The 18,718-nt window shown below is 33.1% G+C and carries 20 protein-coding genes and 1 pseudogene; 4 read left to right on the top strand and 17 right to left on the bottom strand.

Annotation, left to right across the window (positions count from 1 at the left end; all coding sequences use genetic code 11):
* Nucleotides 1-9: 9 nt before the first annotated feature.
* From prpD to ABH961_RS06615, 4 genes and pseudogenes are all read right to left on the bottom strand, one after another.
* Entirely contained in the window at nucleotides 10-1,446 is a 1,437-nt protein-coding gene (gene prpD, locus ABH961_RS06630) for a 2-methylcitrate dehydratase (protein ID WP_000598118.1), read from the bottom strand.
* A 98-nt stretch (nucleotides 1,447-1,544) separates the two neighbouring features.
* Nucleotides 1,545-2,666 (bottom strand): citrate synthase, encoded by a 1,122-nt coding sequence (mmgD, locus tag ABH961_RS06625; RefSeq protein WP_048546658.1) that lies wholly within the window; start codon nucleotides 2,664-2,666, stop codon nucleotides 1,545-1,547.
* Between the two features lie 396 nt (nucleotides 2,667-3,062).
* Nucleotides 3,063-3,253, bottom strand: a pseudogene (locus ABH961_RS06620) (hypothetical protein); the annotation flags it as partial.
* 68 nt (nucleotides 3,254-3,321) lie between these two features.
* Nucleotides 3,322-4,467, bottom strand: a complete 1,146-nt coding sequence (locus ABH961_RS06615; RefSeq protein WP_404519072.1) for an MFS transporter — start codon at nucleotides 4,465-4,467, stop codon at nucleotides 3,322-3,324.
* Nucleotides 4,468-4,704: 237 nt separating this feature from the next.
* On the opposite strand from ABH961_RS06615, the gene ABH961_RS06610 reads away from it, so the two are divergent.
* Complete coding sequence (locus ABH961_RS06610) at nucleotides 4,705-4,986, top strand: hypothetical protein (protein WP_048546653.1); 282 nt, start codon at nucleotides 4,705-4,707, stop codon at nucleotides 4,984-4,986.
* 230 nt (nucleotides 4,987-5,216) lie between these two features.
* On the opposite strand, the gene ABH961_RS06605 is transcribed toward ABH961_RS06610, so the two are convergent.
* Nucleotides 5,217-7,724 carry a PBP1A family penicillin-binding protein gene (locus tag ABH961_RS06605; RefSeq protein WP_098068837.1) on the bottom strand — a complete coding sequence of 836 codons (2,508 nt, stop codon included), beginning with the start codon at nucleotides 7,722-7,724 and terminating at the stop codon, nucleotides 5,217-5,219.
* Between the two features lie 466 nt (nucleotides 7,725-8,190).
* Between ABH961_RS06605 and ABH961_RS06600 the strand changes: the two genes are divergently transcribed.
* A complete protein-coding gene (locus ABH961_RS06600) occupies nucleotides 8,191-8,400 on the top strand; it encodes a KTSC domain-containing protein (protein ID WP_000977083.1) in 210 nt (69 codons plus the stop codon).
* A 68-nt stretch (nucleotides 8,401-8,468) separates the two neighbouring features.
* On the opposite strand, the gene ABH961_RS06595 is transcribed toward ABH961_RS06600, so the two are convergent.
* The 5 genes from ABH961_RS06595 to ABH961_RS06575 all read right to left on the bottom strand — a co-directional run bounded on the left by ABH961_RS06595 (nucleotide 8,469) and on the right by ABH961_RS06575 (nucleotide 11,176).
* On the bottom strand, nucleotides 8,469-8,681 hold the full coding sequence (locus ABH961_RS06595; protein ID WP_046955724.1) for a YqaE/Pmp3 family membrane protein: 213 nt from the start codon (nucleotides 8,679-8,681) through the stop codon (nucleotides 8,469-8,471).
* Between the two features lie 208 nt (nucleotides 8,682-8,889).
* On the bottom strand, nucleotides 8,890-9,549 hold the full coding sequence (locus ABH961_RS06590) for a DUF6944 family repetitive protein (protein ID WP_098136898.1): 660 nt from the start codon (nucleotides 9,547-9,549) through the stop codon (nucleotides 8,890-8,892).
* 209 nt (nucleotides 9,550-9,758) lie between these two features.
* Complete coding sequence (locus tag ABH961_RS06585) at nucleotides 9,759-10,466, bottom strand: SDR family oxidoreductase (protein ID WP_048546646.1); 708 nt, start codon at nucleotides 10,464-10,466, stop codon at nucleotides 9,759-9,761.
* A gap of 132 nt (nucleotides 10,467-10,598) precedes the next feature.
* Nucleotides 10,599-10,799, bottom strand: coding sequence for a hypothetical protein (locus ABH961_RS06580; protein WP_048546644.1), 201 nt, complete (start codon nucleotides 10,797-10,799; stop codon nucleotides 10,599-10,601).
* 41 nt (nucleotides 10,800-10,840) lie between these two features.
* The gene (locus ABH961_RS06575; RefSeq protein WP_001066873.1) at nucleotides 10,841-11,176 is read right to left on the bottom strand and encodes a hypothetical protein; all 336 of its coding nucleotides are present in this window, start codon (nucleotides 11,174-11,176) and stop codon (nucleotides 10,841-10,843) included.
* A gap of 209 nt (nucleotides 11,177-11,385) precedes the next feature.
* Between ABH961_RS06575 and gerPF the strand changes: the two genes are divergently transcribed.
* On the top strand, nucleotides 11,386-11,601 hold the full coding sequence (gene gerPF, locus ABH961_RS06570; protein WP_001141565.1) for a spore germination protein GerPF: 216 nt from the start codon (nucleotides 11,386-11,388) through the stop codon (nucleotides 11,599-11,601).
* Nucleotides 11,602-11,816: 215 nt separating this feature from the next.
* On the opposite strand, the gene ABH961_RS06565 is transcribed toward gerPF, so the two are convergent.
* From ABH961_RS06565 to ABH961_RS06545, 5 genes are all read right to left on the bottom strand, one after another.
* Nucleotides 11,817-12,152, bottom strand: a complete 336-nt coding sequence (locus ABH961_RS06565; protein WP_048546641.1) for a YolD-like family protein — start codon at nucleotides 12,150-12,152, stop codon at nucleotides 11,817-11,819.
* A 631-nt stretch (nucleotides 12,153-12,783) separates the two neighbouring features.
* Complete coding sequence (locus ABH961_RS06560) at nucleotides 12,784-12,978, bottom strand: hypothetical protein (RefSeq protein WP_239660882.1); 195 nt, start codon at nucleotides 12,976-12,978, stop codon at nucleotides 12,784-12,786.
* A gap of 313 nt (nucleotides 12,979-13,291) precedes the next feature.
* Complete coding sequence (locus tag ABH961_RS06555; protein ID WP_048546639.1) at nucleotides 13,292-13,510, bottom strand: hypothetical protein; 219 nt, start codon at nucleotides 13,508-13,510, stop codon at nucleotides 13,292-13,294.
* Nucleotides 13,511-13,971: 461 nt separating this feature from the next.
* The gene (locus ABH961_RS06550) at nucleotides 13,972-14,823 is read right to left on the bottom strand and encodes a peptidylprolyl isomerase PrsA (protein ID WP_048546636.1); all 852 of its coding nucleotides are present in this window, start codon (nucleotides 14,821-14,823) and stop codon (nucleotides 13,972-13,974) included.
* 177 nt (nucleotides 14,824-15,000) lie between these two features.
* The gene (locus tag ABH961_RS06545; RefSeq protein ID WP_098049336.1) at nucleotides 15,001-16,014 is read right to left on the bottom strand and encodes a glycoside hydrolase family 25 protein; all 1,014 of its coding nucleotides are present in this window, start codon (nucleotides 16,012-16,014) and stop codon (nucleotides 15,001-15,003) included.
* Between the two features lie 281 nt (nucleotides 16,015-16,295).
* Here ABH961_RS06545 and ABH961_RS06540 point away from each other — a divergent pair, with 281 nt between their 5' ends.
* The gene (locus ABH961_RS06540) at nucleotides 16,296-16,490 is read left to right on the top strand and encodes a hypothetical protein (protein ID WP_048546634.1); all 195 of its coding nucleotides are present in this window, start codon (nucleotides 16,296-16,298) and stop codon (nucleotides 16,488-16,490) included.
* A 906-nt stretch (nucleotides 16,491-17,396) separates the two neighbouring features.
* Here ABH961_RS06540 and ABH961_RS06535 read toward each other — a convergent pair.
* Both ABH961_RS06535 and ABH961_RS06530 read right to left on the bottom strand, forming a co-directional pair.
* Nucleotides 17,397-18,008: a hypothetical protein gene (locus ABH961_RS06535; RefSeq protein WP_048546818.1), complete on the bottom strand. Its 612-nt coding sequence runs from the start codon at nucleotides 18,006-18,008 to the stop codon at nucleotides 17,397-17,399.
* A gap of 106 nt (nucleotides 18,009-18,114) precedes the next feature.
* Nucleotides 18,115-18,651, bottom strand: coding sequence for a C1q-like domain-containing protein (locus ABH961_RS06530; RefSeq protein ID WP_001278094.1), 537 nt, complete (start codon nucleotides 18,649-18,651; stop codon nucleotides 18,115-18,117).
* Nucleotides 18,652-18,718 lie beyond the last annotated feature (67 nt).

The raw sequence follows: 18,718 nt of genomic DNA, 5'->3' as shown, positions 1-18,718 counted from the left end.
CCCCTATTATTAATTTAAGAATAGATCTACAAATTCGTTTACATTCATATTTTCTAGTTTTTCTTCATTTAGACAAACTTCATGAATTTGTTCTTGTTGCTTACTAGAATAATGACCTGCCATATTTGCAGTGAATTTTTGAACAACTTTTGGAATTGCTTCGTCTCTACGGAAACGGTGACCAAGTGGATATTCACATTCCACATTTTCTGTTACAGTGCCATCCTTGAAATGAACTTGAACAGCGTTGGCGATTGAGCGCTTGTTCGGGTCAAGGTAATCTAAACTGTACTGTTTGTTTTCAACAACAACCATCTTATTACGTAATTCATCTACACGTGGATCATTTGCTACTACATCCTCATAATCATCCGCAACGATATCTCCTTTTAACAAACCAATTGCCGTAATGTATTGTAAGCAATGATCACGATCAGCTGGGTTATTTAATGGACCTTCTTTGTCGATAATACGAATTGCTGATTCATGAGTTGTAATCGTAATACGATCAATTTCATCTAATCTTTCTTTAATTTCTGGATGTAATTTCACAGCACACTCTGCAGCTGTTTGTGCATGGAACTCTGCTGGATATGAAACTTTAAATAATACATTTTCCATTACATAAGACTCTAATGGTCTTGCTAACTTTAATTCTTGTTTATTGAATAATACATCTTGGAATCCCCAGCCTGGTGCAGATAATGCTGTTGGATATCCCATTTCACCTTTTAGAGCAGTCATTGCAAGATGAACACCGCGGCTTGTTGCATCACCTGCTGCCCATGATTTACGTGAGCCTGTATTTGGTGCATGACGATATGTACGAAGACTAGAATTATCAATCCATGCATGTGATAATGCATTAAAGATTTCTTCACGTGTTCCGCCGAGCATTTTTGCAACTACAGCAGTTGTTGCTACTTTTACGTATAATACATGGTCAAGACCAACACGATTCAAACTATTTTCTAAAGCTAGTACACCTTGAATTTCATGTGCTTTAATCATCATTTCTAATACTTCACGTACTTTTAATGGTTCTTTTCCTTCTGAAATACGAACACGGCTAATATAATCTGCAACTGCTAAAATACCGCCTAAGTTATCAGATGGATGTCCCCACTCTGCTGCAAGCCAAGTATCGTTATAGTCTAACCAACGGATCATACATCCGATATTAAATGCACCTTTCACTGGATCAAGCACATATGACGTACCTGGTACACGTGTACCATTCGGCACGATCGTTCCTGGTACAACTGGTCCTAGTAATTTCGTACACTCTGGATATTGTAATGCTAAAATTCCGCATCCAAGTGTATCAAGTAATACGTAACGAGCAGTACTGAATGCTTCTGCGCTAGTTACCTCTTTATTTAATACATAATCCGCAATTTCTTCTAATAATGCATCTTTTTGTTTAATTTCATTTGTTTTAATCATACTATTCTTCCCTTTCTGTCGAAAATTCGTTATTATTAATGATGGGTGTCGGTCAAACACCCATCTAGCGGGCGGCGCTAACAACTCCCCAGTTGTTCTTATTTACTAAGTACATGTCGCTCGCCAACATAATTTACACGTGGACGGAACAATCGATTGTTCGCATGTTGCTCAATTACGTGCGCGCATAGTCCTACTGTTCTAGAGCTAAAGAAGATTGGTGTGTAAAGTTGAATTGGAATACCAAGCATCCAATATACTGGAGCTGCGTAATAATCAAGGTTCGGATAAATTCCTTTTTCCTTCTCCATAATCTTTTCTCCAGCTTCACACATTTCATATAGTGTATAATCGCCTTTTACATCACATAACTGCTTTAAAGCTTCCTTCATCATCAGTGCTCTTGGATCCATCTTCTTCATATACACACGATGTCCAAAGCCCATAATTTTTTCTTTGTTATATAGTTTCTTCTGTAACAACTCTTCAAACTTCTCAACATTACCAGCTTCTAAAAGCATGTACATAACCGCTTCGTTTGCACCACCGTGTAAGCTACCTTTTAAAGATGCAACTGCACCTGTTAAAGCACCATATAAGTCCGATTGCGTTGATGCAATAACGCGCGCTGTAAATGTAGAGTTTGGCATTTCATGTTCACTATATAAAACAAGGGAACGATCAAAGATCTTCTCCTCAAGTTCAGTTGGTTTTTTACCTGTTAACATATAGAAGAAATTCGCGCTATATGTTAATTCTTGCAGAGGCTGAATTGGCTCTTCATTATTTAAAATATGATAGCTATTCGCTACAATGTTTGGTACTTTGCTCAATAATTTGTACCCGCGGCTTTTGTTTACTTCTAACGAGCGGTTTTCGATATCATTATCGTAACCAGCTAATGCGGACACACCTGTACGCAATCCATCCATCGGGTGCGTTTCTTTCGGTAATGCCTTTAATACGTTGAATACGCCTTCTGGTACCGCGTATTCTTCTTTTAATTTCTTTTCGAGTTTTGCTTTTTCATCCTCATTCGGTAGATTTTCTTCCAATAAAAGGTGCACAATATCTAAATACTCTTTTGTTTTTGAGAGTTCGATTAAATCATACCCTTGAATTACAATTTCACCTTTCACTGTGTCAAGAAACGAAATTTTCGTCTCCGCTGCCACTATACCATCTAATCCCGGGGAAAATTTTTCTTCAGCTTTCATCATTATTTCCTCCAATCCTAATAGATCTTCGTGCACATAACTGTAAGCCTTTACAAAATCGTGAAACTACATTTCTATTTCAATGTATCAGAGTTTTTAGAAGATTTCAATTTATTTTATAATGATAAGTTCCCTATACTTTTACCGATGTAACAATACAATTTTTCAAAAATAATTTTCATATTTTATAAAGAAAGGACAGACTTCTTTGTCCGCCTTATTAAAACAAAATATAAGGATGAATCAGAAAATCCTACAGAACATATCATTCTCCCATTTTTTTTTTAGAAAATAAAAAAACGAGCTGTACACATATACAACTCGTTTCTTCATAATATTTATTTCACTATCTCTTCAATATAATTCTTATATAAAACTTATTTACTTTTAAAAAAGTTATTATTTTACATAATTAAATTGAATTTCTTTCGTTTCCTCATAGTAACATTTAACTAAATGATAGTTTTTAAAGTACCAAAGATTATAAACATCTCCCAAAATAGAATGACTTTTTTCTCAACTGACACGCTTTCCCCATCTGATTTCTCAGAAACTATCCCTAAAGAATAGTCCGGCTGAATTGAATTATTATTATGTTATCCTTTAACCATTGTAAATCGTTAAGTTCAATTGAAATTTTGATCTTTGTTACTCCCATTTACGCAAATTCTTTTTTACCTAATCGCTGTTTTACAAAAATGACAAAAATAATGAAAGCGATTAGTCCTGAAATTGCACTACCTGCAAATAAAATACGGTAACCGAACATTTGCGAAACAACTCCAAGTAAAATTGCACCAAGTCCAATCCCTAAATCAAATGCGGTAAAGAATGAAGCGTTAGCAACTCCTCTTTTACTCGGATCAACAATTGTAAGCATCGCTACTTGTAATGCGGGCTGTGCTGAACCGAATCCAACACCGTATAATGCAGCTGCGATAACTACACCCATTAAACTATTTGAAATCGTTAATACAACTATTGCGATAATCGTAATACATAGTGCCGGGAGTATGATAAATACTTCTCCATACTTATCTAATAGTTTTCCTGAAATTGGTCTTACAGTCGTTAAAGCAACTGCATATACAAGAAAGAATGTCCCAGGATTCACATCAATTGACGATGCAAATAGCGGTAAAAACGTCGTAATCCCTCCATATGCAAATGATAAAAAGAAAACAACAATCGTAATTGATAGAACGGATTTTTCAAACAGTTGCATTTTCCCTTTTTCTTTTTGTGGTGTGAATGGCATTTTCGTCATGAACGATAATAAAACTGCCATAAAGGATAAAAGAGTTGCTAACAAGAATAGGCCGTGAAATGAATAATGTTGTACAACCGATAATCCAATCATTGGGCCGATTGCCATTGCAATTGTCATAGCCATCCCGTACCAACCCATACCTTCACCACGGCGTGAATCTGGAATAATATCAGTTATCGCTGTTCCAACAGCTGTTGTAGAAACAGCCCATGTTACCCCGTGAATAACACGTAAAACAGCTAAAAGGACAATTGTCGTCGCTAAATTATAAGAGTACATCGTTAACCCAAAAAAGATGAGCCCGAAAATAATAAACGATCTTCTACCATATTGATCCAACATCCCTCCAATAATCAGTCGTATTACAACTGCCGCTATTGTAAACATTCCCATCATAAGTCCGACTTGTGATTCATTGCCGCCTATCTCTTTAATAAAGAGTGGGAGCGTTGGAACTAGTAAATAAAATCCTGTAAATAAAAATAACATTGCGAAAGTCATTTGAATAAATGATTTCGTCCATAATCGTTCCATTAAAATTCCTCCATAAACACGTATGTTATTGCAATTAACACCTCCATTTTACATTTTCTTAGTCCCTGTTCCCTCCGTAAATAGACGTATCTTTTTATAATAAATGGTCCACCATCAATTTAAATTGGTCTTACAACTTTATAAGTATACATTAGCCTAAAGTCCTATCTATATGTACCTTTATACGCGTGAAAAGAATATACTACTTTATTATCACAACTTAGGAGTGATTATGTTATGTGGGTGTCTTCAAGAGTAACAGCCGTCGTTCCTTCGACTCCTGGGATACACGTTCCAGCCGTTCATACAGCTAGTTCCGATGCAGGAATTGAACTCCCTGCAACTTGGCAACACTATCAAATTCCCGGTCAAGTTACTCCCTCATTTTGGCATCATGGCGCACATCCAAGTAGTACTACCTTCTACAACCCCAGTTATACTCCATTGCCTCAGGCTCAAGTCTTTTATCATTTTCCATCAATTTATTTTCAAAATTTCTACGGTACTTTTAACATTTAAATTCATCATTGCATAGCTGCTGCATTTTAACGAAAATAATACTTCAAATAGAAAATTATGTAGTAATTTCACATAACAACTATTTAATCCTAAAAACCTATAAACTGCTTACTATAGAATTTTCTATAGGAAATCAATAATCAATATTTTAATTTAAACGATAAAAAAGCACTTAAGATTGTAATTTTCACAAATCTTAAGTGCTTTTTTGTACTTTTTATTAACTTCTCTTATTGTCCATTATTGACAGGGGCTTCTCCTGCATTCCCGCCAGTATCTGGTTGTGTGGTCGCTGGTGGTGTTGTATTTCCTTGACCTCCTCCGTTATTCGCTGGTGGTGTCGTATTTCCTTGGCCTCCTCCATTATTCGCTGGTGGTGTTGTATTTCCTTGGCCTCCTCCGTTATTTGCTGGAGGTGTCGTATTTCCTTGGCCTCCTCCATTATTCGCTGGTGGTGTTGTATTTCCTTGGCCTCCTCCGTTATTTGCTGGAGGTGTCGTTCCTTGGCCATTTCCATTATTTTGTTCATTTTGTTTCTTTTCTTCTTGTTTCTTTTGCTCTTCTAGTTTCTTTTGTTCTTCTTGCTTCTTCAGTTCCTCTTGTTGCTTTTGTTCTTCTTGTTTTTTAAGTTCTTCTTGTTTCTTTAATTCTTCTTGCTTTTTCTCTTCTTCAGTTTTTTGCTGTTGATCTTGTTTTGGTTGTTCCGTTGTATCCGGTACGCTCGTATTTGGAGAAGAATCACGTTTTTCCCCTTTTATACGCAGCTCACTACCTTCTTGAATTACACTACTTGGCATTTTAAATCTTGATTTATCTGTAGCCATCTCGCTCATCATTTCTTTAAAGATCAACTGTGCGATTTTCGTATTTTTACTACTAATATACTCGTCTTTACCATCTTTCATATACCCAGTCCATACTGCCATCGTATATTGCGGCGTATAACCTGCAAACCAACTATCACGAGTCGCACTTTCTGGAATGTTATATTGAGCTAATTGTTTTGAAGCATAGTTTGTTGTGCCTGTTTTACCAGCTACATCTAAAGAACTTATATTTGCTGCTGTACCAGTACCTGATGTTACTACTGAACGAAGCATATCAGTAATCATATATGCTGTAGAGTCAGCTATAACTTGTTTTGGTTTTTGCTCAAAACTTTGTGATTTGCCGTCTGGATAAACTACTTTCTTAACAAAATGCGGTTTTGCATATTTTCCACCATTACCAAATGTCGCATAAGCACCCGCCATTTCAGTTGGTGATACTTCGTTTGTACCAATAGCTGTAGATTCTTCTGGCGCTTTATCAAATGTAATACCTAATTTCTCAGAGAATTCCTTTGATTTATTAACTCCTACTTCTTTTGCAGTTTTAACTGCTGGAACGTTACGTGACATTTTTAATGCTTCACGCATAGTAATTGGGCCTAAATGACTTCTGTCCGCATTTCGAAGTTCTTGTCCAGTTGAATATTTAAATGGAGAATCATCAATTTGATGATACGTAGCCCATTTTAAGTATTCAATTGCAGGACCGTAATCAAAGATTGGCTTCATCGTCGAACCAGCTGCACGATCTAATTCAATTGCCATATTATGCCCTTTAAATACTGCTTTATTTTCACCGCGTCCACTACCTATAGCACGAACCTCACCTGTTTTCGTATCCATAAATGTGAAAGCACCTTGGAATTTATCATTTGGATAATTAATAATATTTGTATTTAAAATATTATCAGCTAATTTCTGTGCTTTTGGATCCAAAGTTGTATGAATTTCTAAACCATCTGAGCCAATATTAGCATCGGGCAATTCTTTTTCTACTTCTTTCACAACTGCATCCATAAATGCAGGATATGGCATTGCTTGTAGCTCAGCTGCACTCTTAATATTTTTATCCACTGGTACTTTTGATGCTTCTTCCATTTCTGCCTTTGTAATATAACCATGTCGGTTCATTAATTTTAGTACAACATTTCTTCTTTCTGTTGCCCTTTGAACATTTTCTGGTTTCGATGGATCATAGTTATTTGGTGCTTTCGGTAAACCTGCAAGCATCGCAACTTCTGGTAATGTTAAATCTTTCAATTCTTTACCATAGTAGTTTTGTGCTGCTGTTGCGATTCCATATGAACGGTTTCCTAAATTAATTTTATTTAAATACATTTCTAAAATTTCATGTTTTGAATATTGTTGTTCTAGCTTATACGCTAAATATATTTCCTGAACTTTACGTTTTGATGTTTTTTCCATCGATAAGAAATAGTTTTTAATAACTTGTTGCGTTATTGTACTTCCACCTTGTGAACCGTAATCTCCTTTAAGACTCACCAAGACAGCACGGGCAGTACCTTTAAAGTCTACTCCACTATGCTCATAAAAACGTGCATCTTCAGTTGCTAAAAATGCATTTTCTACTAATTTAGGAATTTGATCATACGTAACATTCGTCCGTTTTTCTTTCCCGTATTCATATACCAAATCGCCATTTTTATCATAAATTTTTGAGGATAACGGATTAACAAGTTTTGCTTTCTCAAGTTTTGGTGCATCCTTAATCATTACGAAGAAGGTAGCAACCCCCGCCACTAAACCAACAATACCAAGTAATAAACAAGTAATCAAAAACTTACGAAAGAACGATGTTTTACCTTTTGGTTTTTGTGTTTTAGAAGCTGGCTGTTTTTTCTTTTTAACTTGTCGTCGCTCCTCTCGAGAACGATAATTTTCTGACATGTTACTTTCTCCTGCCTTTCAATTCTCCCGTTGATTTACTTAAAAATATTGAGGTCACTTTCTAAACTGAATTTAATTAAGAAAGTATATTGACCTGGAGCATTCAATATTTTCCTAATTCACAGATTATAAATTTTAAAATTCTTCTTATACAAACTATTTTCACTTCTATTTTTCCTAATAATGCTGCCCCTTGAAGCATAGAATGTAAAAAGTGAATTTTTCATACCTCGTATAAATAATATACCTTTTTTTCAAATGGTCAATATTTTCTTATTTATAAATCAAAGGTGAAATAAAAATAGCACAACGATATGTACTTCGTGTGAACTTCCTTATCATTACGTATAACGAACATTTAATATATTGCATATAAGTATAATATCTCTTTAATTATAAGGATTTCAACACTACAACCTCAACATCTACAAGAAATTATTAAAAATGAAAAGTGAGGAGTTGCATAATGATGAAGCTATCTCCCGTGAGTTCCAAAAATATTGTTGCTGTTGGCTATAATCCTTTTTCTATGATTTTACGCATTCAATTAAAGAATGGAATGTATGATTTCTTTAACGTGCCTGAAAACATTTACACCGGTTTATTAAGCGCACAGTCTAAAACTAATTATCACAATACTTATATTAAAAATTCTTACCGCTATACTAAAATTTAAACTTAAACAGAATGAAAAAAAGAAAGGAGGTAGTCCCCCTTTCTTTTTACAATCATTTCACGACTTAGCTACCTTCTATCCCTCTTATTCATTTCATCATATGCTCGAATTTGTTTTTTTAATCTCCGGTCTGCTTTTTTATCATGTACAACTAATATCGCATGTATAACTCCTGGAACCCAAAATATTAATGTTAATAGGAAGTTAATTATTGCTTGAAATGGTTTTCCACAAAATAATACGGCTACTGGTGGTAGTAGAATTGCCAATAAATACATCATCTCTTGAAAACTCCTTGTTTTGTATTTTTTATCTCTCTTCTTTTCATACGCTCACAAAACCAATTATTTTTATATTTCATACATTCCAATTAAGCATGAAAAACTTTTCTACTCTTATATATTCTATTCAAATGCCTAAAAACCTACTACTTCAATCTTACCACGTATGTAAAATTGAAATCCCCCTTCCTTTATCAAATGTGTATTTTCATATATTTATTTTTTCTAATTTTTCTTCTTCCTCTATTATAGTTAATCCAATTGCAGAAATAATAGTTCCTATTGCTTGTATCCAAATACCAATGAGTGCTATTATCTTCTCATTCTTTTTATCAACCATACTGCCTTCATTTTCTATTTCGTTCTTTGATACATTAATAATACCTTGATACGCTTGAAGTCCAGCACCTAAACTTTGCAAAGAATTACCTAGTATTATAATTCTCTGTATTGCTTTCATCTGAAGCAAAGCTGCTTCTACTCCTAAAAAAGCTCCAATCGATTGTAAACTGTTCCCGACAATTATGAGATAATCATTCTCTTTCAATTGTTTATTTATATTAAAATATGTTCCTATTACATTTGACATATTCCCTAATGCTAATAATTCAATGCCCATTTTATCGAGCATTTCACTTTTATTCTCCAAACACATATTTTGATTTTCTCTTTCAGCTTCATCTCCGGTATCATTACTCGCTATTATTTGTAATATATAACCGAGGGCTTGTAATGAGCTTCCTACAATTACAAGATCTGATTCAACTTTCTCTTCTCCAATAAATCCTCTTGTCGTCCCAATAGCCGCAGTAAGATTTCCTCCTACTTGAAACCATGCTCCTGTCACTTTTAAACCGCTTGGATTCATTTTTATCACCTATTTAGAAATTTTCTAGTGCTTTTTTCGCCATACACAAATGACATCCTTTATTTCATATTTATTTTCTATATGTAATTTTGTGAATTCTAAAATGTGTTAATCATACAAAAAAGCACCTTTAAGGTACTTTTTTTAGACAAAGCGTATATCACTGAAAATATGCTAATTAAAAGATAGGTATACAATTCAAAATATATTTACATACATTCTGGGCATGTCAATGAAGCTCCATTTTTATCTATTGTTATATTTAATATATATTGAATCGCATGATGTGACCACATTTCAGGTGTGGGTGATTCATTTACATACTGTGGTGCACATGAATACAGCATTGAGGTCCTGATACTTCCGCCCGGATCTAAAGCAACAACAGCCATACCAGAGGGTAATTCAAGTGCCATAGATTTCGTGATACCTTCAATTGCAAACTTTGAGGCACAATATGGCGCAAGCTCAGCTTCTCCCTCTCTGCCCCAACTAGAACTCATATTAATAATCATTCCTTCTTTCCTAGCTACCATCGCTGGGACAAATGCCCTAATTACATTTACTACACCATTTACGTTTACATTCATTATATTTTCGAATTCTTGAGCGGTTACTTTCCACAGTGGCCCATTTTTATTAACAATCGACGCATTATTTATTAACAAATCTGGTGCTCTATTTCTATGAAGTATATAATTTGCCCAACTACTTACTTGCTGGGAGTCTGAAACATCGATTATTTGAAAATCATGTATATTACCGTAATATTTTTTCAATTCTTCAATTTTATCTTTGGAACGTCCACAGCCATATATATTCCATCCCAATTCATGAAATCGATCAACCATTGCACGACCTAATCCTTGCGTCACTCCTGTAATCATTACAATTTTTCCAGTTTCGTTTCGTTGCATGTACCTCTCCTCCTTTATAAAATTTTACACTCTCCCTTTTCATTCAGCCATTTACTAAAGTATCAACTCATTTCATACTTTAGTAGGAGTTTTTATGTAAGCAAAAAGAGTAACCATAACAGTTACTCTTGCTTATATATCAAAAAAATCATTATTTATTTCGTTATTGCTTTTATATTTCAGCTTCTCTTTCCCGCACTTCTCACATCGATACATATAAGCTACACCTAACTTACCAGTTTTAAAATCTTCATTATCCTGCATCTTAATAAAACTATATTTATGTTTACAGCGGGATTCATCCCCAAAAATTTCAAACCATTTTTTCAACATAGAACAGTTCACCTCTATGAATGCTTCTTCATCTATTCTTATTACATACTTTTATTTAAATTCTCAATCTCATTTTGCAACTTTTTGAATTGTTCAAAATGCATAGTGATAGATTGACTGTTACCATAATCAACACTATGCTTCACAAATAAGACACCAGTGTCATGAAAAATTGCTTCCAGTTCTTTTCTGATGGTTACTTTCATTATATGTGCTGTTTTAATAGCCGATAAAATTGCAATTTCATTTAACTTTAATTTTATTTCATTTGGACAAAATGCTTCTTCAACCAAAATAACTTCATTGCTATAAATAAGTGCAACAAGATTACTTGATTTTGCATCTGTTAAATCTACTTTTTTTATAACATTATTCATTACATTTTGCCTCCTTTGATTTCGCATATATTAATTATACAATTGTTTTTTAAAATTAATCGACCTTACATTAATTTTAACATACTTTTATTGTAGGATTAAGCTACACTTCAAACGTTTTACTATTCCACAATTTTTGTTACATGAACCATTTGGACTATAAGACCATATAGTAGTGTTAACAAATGATTGTAAAGCGGGTGAAAACTATGCCCTCAGTTGTAGGGAATTTAGTTGTACAAAATAGTAACGGTTCATTTAATTTAGGCGATTTCTACAATGTTTCTCCGAAAGAAAATACGAAGGCTTATAATGGATCTGGTGCTTCAAATGTTGGTTTTGTTGTTAATACTTTTAATGGCGTGAGCGCGACTAATACGTTTGATTCTGACCTTGCAGATCAAAACCAAGTAGGTACAGCTTAGTCCTATTTTTTTCATCGTACTGTTTAGGAATAATAAATTTGTCTATACTATAATCAGGCTGTTACACAGCTATTATTGATTTTTGGAGTACCCTATCTTTTTCTCCCTTTCCCTGGGGCTTAGCAGCTAGTATGAAGCTAGCTGCTTTTTCGTTTCATTTTTTCTGTTCCTCATTTAACAAAAATAAAAAGCTAAAATTTAAATTTCAGCTTCCTTTACGTTATTTCAATAATATCTGTAGTATTAAATACGTAAGTTTTATAAAATGCGTCCGTACATATTACAATGCGCTTTAGCGGGTTTATATGCACTACTGTCATATAACTTGTAAGGATGTAACCATCTTCAAAATATGTCACCAATATTTCTTTCTCAGACAATAATGACGTTAATAATTTATCAGAAATTCTCTCTTTTGCTTCGTTTGTTAAGAGCGGTTTTTGTACTTTAAACTTCTCTCCAATAACCTTTCGCAAACTTAACAACTGTTCGGACATTACTGTAAATGGAACCCATTCTCTTTCTATTTTCTGCACCTTTACATCATTCATTTCTTTATCTCCTTGATCATTTATCCATTCAATTTCACACATAATGGTACTCAACTATTCTTTCATAATGCTAGGCTCATATTTATCCGGCATTAACAGGTAGTGAAGCTCCTACCTCAAAATCCGCTATATGCGAGAAGGTAAGACAAAAATCAACTGCCCGTAAACGCTTAATTGGTGAAAGCTAATAAATAACGGACGATGAACACCCAACTAATTAAAGTTTCACTTTATTTCTTATTCGTATACTATCTACACATACAAGAACGTTCGTTCTAATTATACACGAACCTACGTTCTTTTGGAATGATTTATATTATATTTTTATCCATCATTTATTTTTTCTTCATCAAGTGAGCTTTTCACTTCTTATATAATAGGCCGTTCACATATCAACAGAAAAAGCGACTTCATACAAAGTGAAGTCGCTTTTTCTAATAACGTATATTTCTATATTTACTTTTCTATCCTGACAATCGTTCTTTCCGGAATACAAATCTCATCTATATTAAAATGATTTATTTTTAATTTTAATTCTCCCACTCGTTCCTGATCTTCATCACCAACCCAACAACTGAATAATTCAAAATAGTCCCCTCATTTAAATAACTTTCCATAATCGAGCATAAAGCTAATAGCTTTTTTTAGCTTCTTTCTTCTCCTTTTCACTTTGCCACTCAACAAGTTCAATGCCCCAGCTCGTTGAAACTTCATACGTGTAACTTGTTTGAAATTGAAACTCTTGTACAATTTCAAGCATACTCTCATCTAAAAAGTACGATCCAAAAACAATTGCATCATTAGAATCTGGATCCGTTAACGGAATTTATACATTGCACCCTATATAACTTGCTAAACTCATTTTTACTCCTCCAATATTCGTATACAAAATACTTTATATGAACATTTATCTACTCGAATATAAAATCCCTGCATAAACTAAAAAGTTTTAATTTTTCAAGTTTATTAGCCAACTATAAATGAAAGCATATATTATAAAGAACGAACTCACAAAATTTAAGGGATTTATAACGAACCACAATTCATTCCTTATGAATTTTTATGAAAAGAGAGCAATTTAAACACTCTCTTTTCGTACATAATGTATAAAACTATTTATAAATAATTGCCCCTTATTATTACATATATTTTGGTTGTACTATTATATGTAACTCCCTCTCTGTTACTGCTTTTTTTGGGTTACGAAAATACTCTAATTCGTATTTTAATACTTCATACTCAACCATCCCAATCTTGATCCCTTTCGTTTCTTTTAAAATAGCTAATAAGTTACTTATATCTTCATCATGCGATTCAAAAACCTTCCCTCCGCCTTCTCTCTGAAAAATTACTTTCATATTTTCTCCTCCTACATAATATATTTATCTATTAAGTAATTCGTTTAAAAGCATTCTTTCTTTATTCTAAAAATTTCATACTAAAAAGAACATCCTTTTTTAGTAGAATGCTCTGCTTTTCACTTCATTTAACATCAATATTTTTTCAATACTATTGTATGTTTCATTCTGCAAATTATGTTTATCCACTTCAATAAAGAAAAACTTAAATCACTTCAGGTTTTAATTGGCCCGCGCCAATCAGACTACATGCAAATAGTGGAATGAAATTAAGCAAACGAAACATTATAATATCAACATTCTATGAAGCATTGATCATTCCAATTTTAAAAAAATACATAAATTCCCATTGTAATTCTTAATATTTAAATGTAATATTATATTGTCTTACTATCTATTTATAACACACACACTAACTAGAAAAGGGAACCTATATAGGTTCCCTTTTCTAATTACAATCATTATTTCTTTTCTAGAAATTCAAATGTATTTTTAAATTCTTTATTATTCACCTTAATATCAGCATCTTTCAATAAATCATTGACTACTTGTTGCTTCCATTTACCTGTCGTGTCTTGTAGTCTTTGCTGTTCTAAATCTTTACGAATATTATCTTTCACTTCATCAAATGGCTTCAATTCTTTTTTATCTGTCACTTTAATAATATGGTAACCGTAAGTTGTTTTTACCGGATCACTTATTTGTCCTGCATCTAATTTATATGCAGCTTCTTCAAATTCTTTCACCGTTTGCCCTGGAGCAAAACCAGCTATTTCTCCGCCTTGTTCTTTTGAACCAGTATCCTCTGAGTATTGCTTCGCTAAAGCTGCAAAATCTTCTCCATTATTTACTTTCTCTTTCACTTCTTTAGCAGTCTTTTCATCTTTCACTAAAATGTGACTTACCTTCATTTCTGGTTTATAGTTATCTTTTACATCTTTTTCTGTGACAGTCGCTTTAATCGCTTTCTCAAATGCGATTTCTGGCTTCATTTTTTCTTTTAATTCATCTTCATTTTTCAATCCAACTTGCTCTAAAGTCGATTTGAAGTTGTCACCCATTTTATCTTTTGCTTCTTCTACTTGTTTTTTTGCTTCCTCATCTGAAACTTTATATTTATCTAGCAACGCCTTACTTAACACCATTTGGTATAAAGTACTTTCCCCATATTTTTGTCTTAATTCTTTACTTAACTCTTTCTCTGTAACATTTCCTACTTTTGATGTTACTACATTGTCTGAGGAACCACATGCCGATAATGCCAATACTACGCATGAAATAATTGTTCCTAAAAATAGCTTTTTCTTTTTCAATTCAAAATACCTCACTTTTATTATTATATAAGAATAACTATACAATGTACTTGTGTTAACAATGTGTTTTCCACATGTAATTCATTTCATTTGAATAAACTATGTATCTTGTTCTTTTTTGTTCAAATATTAAAGGTCATCTTACTATTTATCAGTAAAATGACCCTTTACGTATTCCTATAGATTCTTAATAGTTACATGTTCTTCCAGTATCCAATTATTTTGCCCGATATCTACCGCATTTTTGGCTCTTCCCCACACACGAAAAGATTTTGATCCATCAATATTTCCTTTATAATTTATACATTCAGGCTCTGCATAATAATTCACTCCATACCCAACAGGATATTTTGAAACTGCATAAAACCATTCTACATCAAAATGTTTTACATATACCCACTGTTTATCATTGCCTAAGCAAATCATATCTTTATCTGCGTCTTCCCAATAACCATGTAAGACTAAATATGGATTTTTTTGAGTGATTGTACCTGTAAACTGAGGATTCGTAGGATTTTCATATACGTTTATGCCATATCCATCAGGATATTTTGAAACTGCAATACCAATACCCTTTGATTGCTGTATATTCTCTTTGTTAAATTGAATAGATTGATTTACTTGGTCCGAACCTATAAACCAAGAAAGCGACTTATTTCCTATTAATTGATTTAAATCACATTTCCCAATACCAGGAACATTTCCCGCATCAGTATATTGCCAAATATCACACGGATATGCTGGCTTATTTCCTCCATAACGAGGAATCCATACAAAATCAACTTCAATATTACGTGCTCCAAATGATACATACGTGTGATGCCCCACGTATAGTCCTACTTTTTTCGCACCTAAACGGCGTAATTCATCTATAAACGCTTGTGTTCCCCCTTGCATATCCATCATCGTTTGAATTTCTACGTCCACCACCCAAAACTTAGCAGATTTATCGCCACGACTCCAAAAATCTTGTGCCTCTTTCCTTGCATCAGCAATAGATATAAAACGACAAAATGCATAATTACCAAATGGAATACTGCGTTTCTTCATTTCATTCACATAATTTTGATACATAAAATCTACCGTATTCGAGCCATCTTGAACTCTAGCAATAACTAAATCTAGCCGAGATGCTGCAATATCCCAATCAATAGTTCCATTCCATTTTGAAATATCGATAATATACCCCACTACAATTCATCCCCTTTTTAATATCATATTCAAAGCTTGTCTTATTGAAAGCCCCTTATGCCTAATACTAGCTATCTATAATATAAATAAAGAAAATCTATATTTTTTTCAAAATATACGATCTTTTAATTAAGTTTCTACTAGTTTTTCATAATCTAATCACACCATTAATCTCCATATCATTATCAACTCAACTAAAAATTTCATATTATATATTAATACGCCTTTACAAACTCAACAAAAAACGCAGTATACAATACTGCGTCTTAGGAGCTGATTTCATGGAAAAAAAACCTATCGTGGTCAAAGTTCCACCCAATTCAAAACTAAAAATTACATTTTTCGGCCCTTGTAACGAGGTAATTACAAATGTTTCTATAATTAATCAACTTTCCACACCTAAGTGCCAAACTATTACGCAATATCCAAACTATAAGAAATTTGAAACTGAAGTACAATCATTATCCAGTTGTTAATCCGTTTTATTCATACTCCTTACAATTCGGTTAGCTTCGCGACTTTGGTAATAGACCAACATTACTCATTTCATGCTATTCCATTGATAATCTATTGATTTTTTACACGTTTTTATTAGTCGAGCATATATTATCGTATGGAGATTATCCACTCATAAAACCTATCTTTCTTTAGAGCGTACTTTTTATGTATGCTCTTTTTTTATTTACCTCTCATTCTGTACACATAAACCTGCTCACTTTTATATTTCACGGGCAATCAACCTACCTGCTGCTTATAAACAATTTAATCAATGTGTAATCAACAATACTCCTTTATTTATTATACATTCACTACACTGTTAAATTAGTATATTGATTCAATCATCTTTCATTAATATATTCCCCTTCTAAATTGACCATAAATGTATTAAAATTCTTTATATACTCAAGGAGGTCAAATATGTTCAAGTTGTATCCAATACTACTCATCTTAGGATTTATTTTATTTTTATATAGTGTAATCGTCTTAATATTTTTCCTTTCTATACAATAGCAATACCTACACAAACCTATGTTAAATATGTAATTTCTATATAGTAAAGAAAACGCCCGTAATTATACGGCCCTTTATGTATTTATAAAATAAGATGTCTTTTCTATTCCATAAGACGACTAGCAAATATAATGCCTAAGAACTTTCACAACCATGTTACTCGTTTCGTTGTACGCTTTTTATTACCTGCAGAATATCTAATACTCATAATAAGCTAGCACTTTTAACCTTACATCCTAGCATGTGAAATTCTCCTGAAACAAACTATATTTAACCTATTTACTTATATATTTTAGAAAAACAATAATAATCCCCCACCATTTGGTAAAGGGGATTAACTAAACCTACTGAAAAGTAATATATTCTCTTCGTTATTTTATTGGTGAAGGAAATCTTGCAGCTTCAAAATGAACCGTATTCAAACCATTAACATTTTGAACAATTACTCCAGCAACACTACTCTCAGCAAAAACTTCAACTGAATCCCCTGCTTCTAATTGAAGAATAGACGTTACTGAAACATCATTGTTAAAAAATACACCGGTCCCAAAGAAATCATTATCAATTGCTATTGCTGGATTTCCATTCACACGAATTTCTACTCTAGCTCTGTAATTTACATTAAAATCATTTGGAGAGAATGTTATATTCCCTAATACACTATATACCCCTTTAGTCTTCGGAATAAAAATAGATGTTGCTGCATTATATTCATTCGCTAAATCAAACTGTTCATTTTGAAATAATACTTTAACTGAAGTATTTTCCGGAACAGGTTGATTCATTGTATTAACAGCTCTAAATGCAGACGCCCTTACAAGCTTTTCTTTCTTATCATCACAACAATTCACTTGTACATACTTTCTATCACATTGACTATTTTTTCTAAAACAATCGTGACTTTTCTTTTTGTAATCTTTACAATACTTACAGTAATAATAAGACGTAGTAAGTCCCCCTTTAAATTTATTATTACATACTATGCAATATAGATTAGAATAGCTTGGACAAACTGTTACTATTTTCAATAGAATAAAATATCCCCACCATCTTGGTGAGGATTATTCTTTCTCTTTTGTTTACTCGACTTTATTTAATTGGAGAAGGGAATCTTGCAGCTTCAAAATGTGAGCCGTCTTCTGAAGGACTTAAAACTCCGTCTATGCTACTTTGTGCATAAACCTCAACTTGATCTCCTTCATTCAATTGAATAATCGTCGAAACACTTACTACATTTCCAAAACCTATTGGACCGAAAAAGTCATTATCTATAGCTATTGCTGCGTTTCCATTTACACGAATTTCTACACGAGCTCTATAATTTAAGCTAGGATCGTTTGGAAAGAAACCAATCGTTCCAATAATAGAGTAAACTCCTCTAGTCTTCGGAATAAAAATAGACGTTACTGGATTATACTCATTTGCTAAATCAAATTGTTCATTTTGGAACAATACCTTTACAAAAGTATTGGCAGGAACCGTTTGATTCACCGTATTTCTAGCTCTAAATGCAGATGCCCTAACAAGCTTCTCCTCGTTGTCATTACACTTACTCGTGCTCTTACAACAATCATGCTGTTTCTTTTTATACTCTTTACAATACTTACAGTAGTAATAGCAAGACATACTAGTTCCCCTTTCATGCTTATTACTACATATTATGTAAGAGGGATTCGCAATGTTTGGACGAGCT

Source organism: Bacillus sp. RC251 (genome assembly GCF_044908765.1).
Classification (GTDB): Bacteria; Bacillota; Bacilli; order Bacillales; family Bacillaceae_G; genus Bacillus_A; species Bacillus_A wiedmannii.
Note: the sequence above shows the minus strand (reverse complement) of the source record. Positions and strands in the feature narration are given on the sequence as shown.